The sequence below is a fragment of the Geodermatophilus chilensis genome (assembly GCF_002802985.1).
GTDB lineage: Bacteria > Actinomycetota > Actinomycetes > Mycobacteriales > Geodermatophilaceae > Geodermatophilus > Geodermatophilus chilensis.
Window position 1 is genome coordinate 1 of the sequence record NZ_NVPT01000288.1, and the last position, 3,051, is coordinate 3,051.

Below are 3,051 nucleotides of genomic sequence, written 5' to 3' on the forward strand. Positions count from 1 at the left end.
TCAGCCGCCCGAGCGGCGGGTCTCCCACACGGCGAACGCCGTCCACCCGGCGGCGGCGACCGCGGCGGCCACCCACAGCCAGCGCAGCGACCCCGCCGGGTTGGACATCACCAGCAGGACGGCGACCACCAGCACCGCGCCGGCCAGGGGTGGTGTGCGCAACAGCGTGCCCAGCGTGTCCGGACCGGGGATGGTGAGGAACACCACCAGGGCCACCACCAGGAGGAAGGCGCACAGCGCCGCCAGGAAGCCCGCCGTCACCCCGAACTCGTTCGGCAGGCCGACGGCTCCCAGACCCCCGAGGACGGTCCCCACCGCCAGCCACAGCAGCACCCTGCGGCGGCGGGCTGACCAGGACGGACGCGGTTGGCTCACGGTTCGGGACCTCCCCCTGTCGCGGCGCCGCGTCCCGGCCGGGCGAGCGCCTCGCTGCCGGGTGTGTGCCCGCCCCCGCGATGGGCACACAGACCCCGGTCGTCCTCCCGGACCGTCTCGCCGAGATCACGGCGAGCCCACGCCCGTCGCACGACGTCCCTACCGTGGACGGGTTGCCGTTGGCGCTCCCGTGCCGACGGTGCCTGTCGTCGATCGAGAGAGGGAGGTGCGCCGGCACCGGCGCCACGGACACCTTTGACCATGAGACCTGCACACCCCACACCGTCCGGAGCCGCGGCGGCCCACCCCGCCGTCGCCGAGCCACCGCCATCGCCGGCCGACCGCGGCGGGTCGCTGGACCGGGTCGTCTTCGGCGTCTCCGCCGTGGTGGCCCTCGCCTTCGTCGCCTGGGGCTTCGCCAGCCCGGAGGGCCTGGGATCGGCCAGCGGCACCGCCCTCGAGTGGGTGGAGACCAACCTCGGCTGGCTGTTCGTGCTGCTCGCCTCGGCGTTCGTCGTCTTCGTGCTGTGGCTGGCGGCCGGCAGGTACGGGCGGATCCCGCTGGGCCGGGACGACGAGGCGCCGGAGTTCCGGACCGTCTCCTGGGTCGCGATGATGTTCAGCGCCGGCATGGGCATCGGACTGATGTTCTTCGGCGTCAGCGAGCCGCTGTCGCACTACGTCTCCCCACCGCCGGGCACCGTCGCGGCGGAGACGCCCGAGGCCCTGCAGACCGCGATGGCGACCACGATGTTCCACTGGTCGCTGCACCCGTGGGCCATCTACGCCGTCGTCGGCCTGGCGATCGCCTACGGCACCTTCCGCCGCGGCCGCCGGCAGCTGATCAGCTCCGCGTTCGCCCCGCTGTTCGGGCAGCGCCGCACCGAGGGCTGGGCCGGGAAGACCATCGACGTCCTGGCCATCTTCGCCACGCTGTTCGGCTCGGCGGCCTCGCTCGGGCTGGGCGCGCTGCAGATCGGCAGCGGCCTGGAGATCCTCGGCTGGGTGGGGGACGCCGGCAACGGTCTGCTGGTCGTCGTCATCGCCGTCCTGACCGCGGCCTTCGTCGCCTCCGCCGTCTCCGGCATCGCCAAGGGCATCCAGTGGCTGGCCACCACGAACATGGTGCTGGCCCTCGTCCTCGCGGTCTTCGTCTTCGTCGTCGGGCCGACGGTGCTGATCCTCAACCTGCTGCCCACCACGGTCGGGACCTACTTCGCCGACCTGGCCCAGATGGCCGCCCGCACCGAGGCCAGCGGCGGCGACGCCACGGCCGAGTGGCTGCGCGGATGGACGGTCTTCTACTGGGCCTGGTGGATCAGCTGGACGCCGTTCGTCGGGCTGTTCATCGCCCGGATCAGCCGTGGCCGCACCATCCGCCAGTTCGTCACCGGCGTGCTGCTGGTGCCCAGCGTGGTGAGCCTGGTCTGGTTCGCCGTCTTCGGCGGCGCCGGGATCGCCGCGCAGCGCGGCGGTGCGGACGTCGCCGGGCAGGCCACCGCGGAGGGGCAACTGTTCGGCGTCCTGGGCACCTATCCGCTGGCCACCGTGATGACCGTGCTGGTCATGGTGCTGGTGGCGATCTTCTTCGTCTCCGGCGCCGACGCCGCCTCGATCGTCATGGGGTCGCTGTCCGAGCGCGGCACGCTGTCCCCGAGCCGGACGACGGTCGTGTTCTGGGGCGTCGTCATGGGCGCCGTGGCCGCGATCATGCTGCTGGTGGGCGGTGACGCGGCGCTCACCGGCCTGCAGAACCTGACGATCATCGCGGCGCTGCCCTTCGCCCTGGTGATGGTCGGCATGGCGGTGTCGCTGGCCAAGGACGTGCGCTCCGACCCGCTGGTGCTGCGCCGGACGGCCGCCGCCGAGGCCGTCGAGCAGGCCGTCGTCGAGGGCATCACCCGGCACGGCGAGGACTTCGTGCTGGTGGTCGAGCCCGCGCCGGACGCCGACCGCGACGGCGTTCCGGACACCGCCACCGGCACCACCCCGCTGCCGGCCGCGGAGCACCGCGGCGCCGACGGCCACCGGACGGTGCGCGACGTCGGCTCGCCCATCCCGGCCGCCGGCTCGCCGGTCCCCGACCGCGGCCGATGAGTCCGGCCGGTCGGCCCCGTCCCAGCTGCGACGGGGCCGACCGGGCCCCCGCGACGACGACGACCGTGCTCAACGCGCTGTCGGCCGAGAGCTGGCAGGAGGCCGACGACGTGCTCGCGTGGGCGCTGGCCTCCGGCGGGGAGGCCCGGATGCCGGCGCAGGACCACGGCTCCATGTACGGCGTCAGCTTCGCCGACCCGGACGGGCACGTCTGGGAGGTCGTCTGGACGGACCCCGCCGCCGTTCGGTGACCCCGGTAGGGGGCTCGGGGTCGGACGGTCGCTACCGTCGGTCCCGTGCCCCGTCCTCCGCTCGGCTCCGCGCTGACCGTCGGCGCGGCTGGTCTGTTCGCCGTCAACGGCACGGTGTCCACGCTGGCCCTGCAGGCGGGGGTCCCCGCGCCCTGGCTGACCGCGCTGCGCTGCGGCGGGGCGGCGGTCGTGCTGCTCGCCGTCCTGGCCGTCGTCGCCCCGTCGCGGCTGCGGGTCTCGTGGCGGGAGGTGCCGTTCCTCGCCGCGTTCGGCGTGGTCGGCATCGCGCTGACCCAGTGCCTCTACTACGTGGCGATCGGCCGGCTGC

The 3,051-nt window shown here is 74.2% G+C and carries 4 protein-coding genes; 3 read left to right on the forward strand and 1 reads right to left on the reverse strand.

Annotated elements, in window-relative coordinates; all coding sequences use genetic code 11:
• Positions 1-375: a hypothetical protein gene (locus tag CNO22_RS26330; protein ID WP_157937147.1), complete on the reverse strand. Its 375-nt coding sequence runs from the start codon at positions 373-375 to the stop codon at positions 1-3.
• A 261-nt stretch (positions 376-636) separates the two neighbouring features.
• Here CNO22_RS26330 and CNO22_RS26335 point away from each other — a divergent pair, with 261 nt between their 5' ends.
• The 3 genes from CNO22_RS26335 to CNO22_RS26345 form a co-directional block, all read left to right on the forward strand.
• Complete coding sequence (locus CNO22_RS26335) at positions 637-2,472, forward strand: BCCT family transporter (RefSeq protein WP_100502194.1); 1,836 nt, start codon at positions 637-639, stop codon at positions 2,470-2,472.
• Positions 2,473-2,537: 65 nt separating this feature from the next.
• Positions 2,538-2,723 (forward strand): VOC family protein, encoded by a 186-nt coding sequence (locus CNO22_RS26340; protein ID WP_198588626.1) that lies wholly within the window; start codon positions 2,538-2,540, stop codon positions 2,721-2,723.
• A 45-nt stretch (positions 2,724-2,768) separates the two neighbouring features.
• Positions 2,769-3,051: EamA family transporter (locus CNO22_RS26345; RefSeq protein ID WP_157937148.1), on the forward strand; the 283-nt coding region annotated here is incomplete at its 3' end.

Coding starts and splice junctions, on each gene's coding strand:
- CNO22_RS26335 (WP_100502194.1), top strand. CDS start 637: ATGAGACCTGCACACCCCACACCGTCCGGAGCCGCGGCGGCCCACCCC.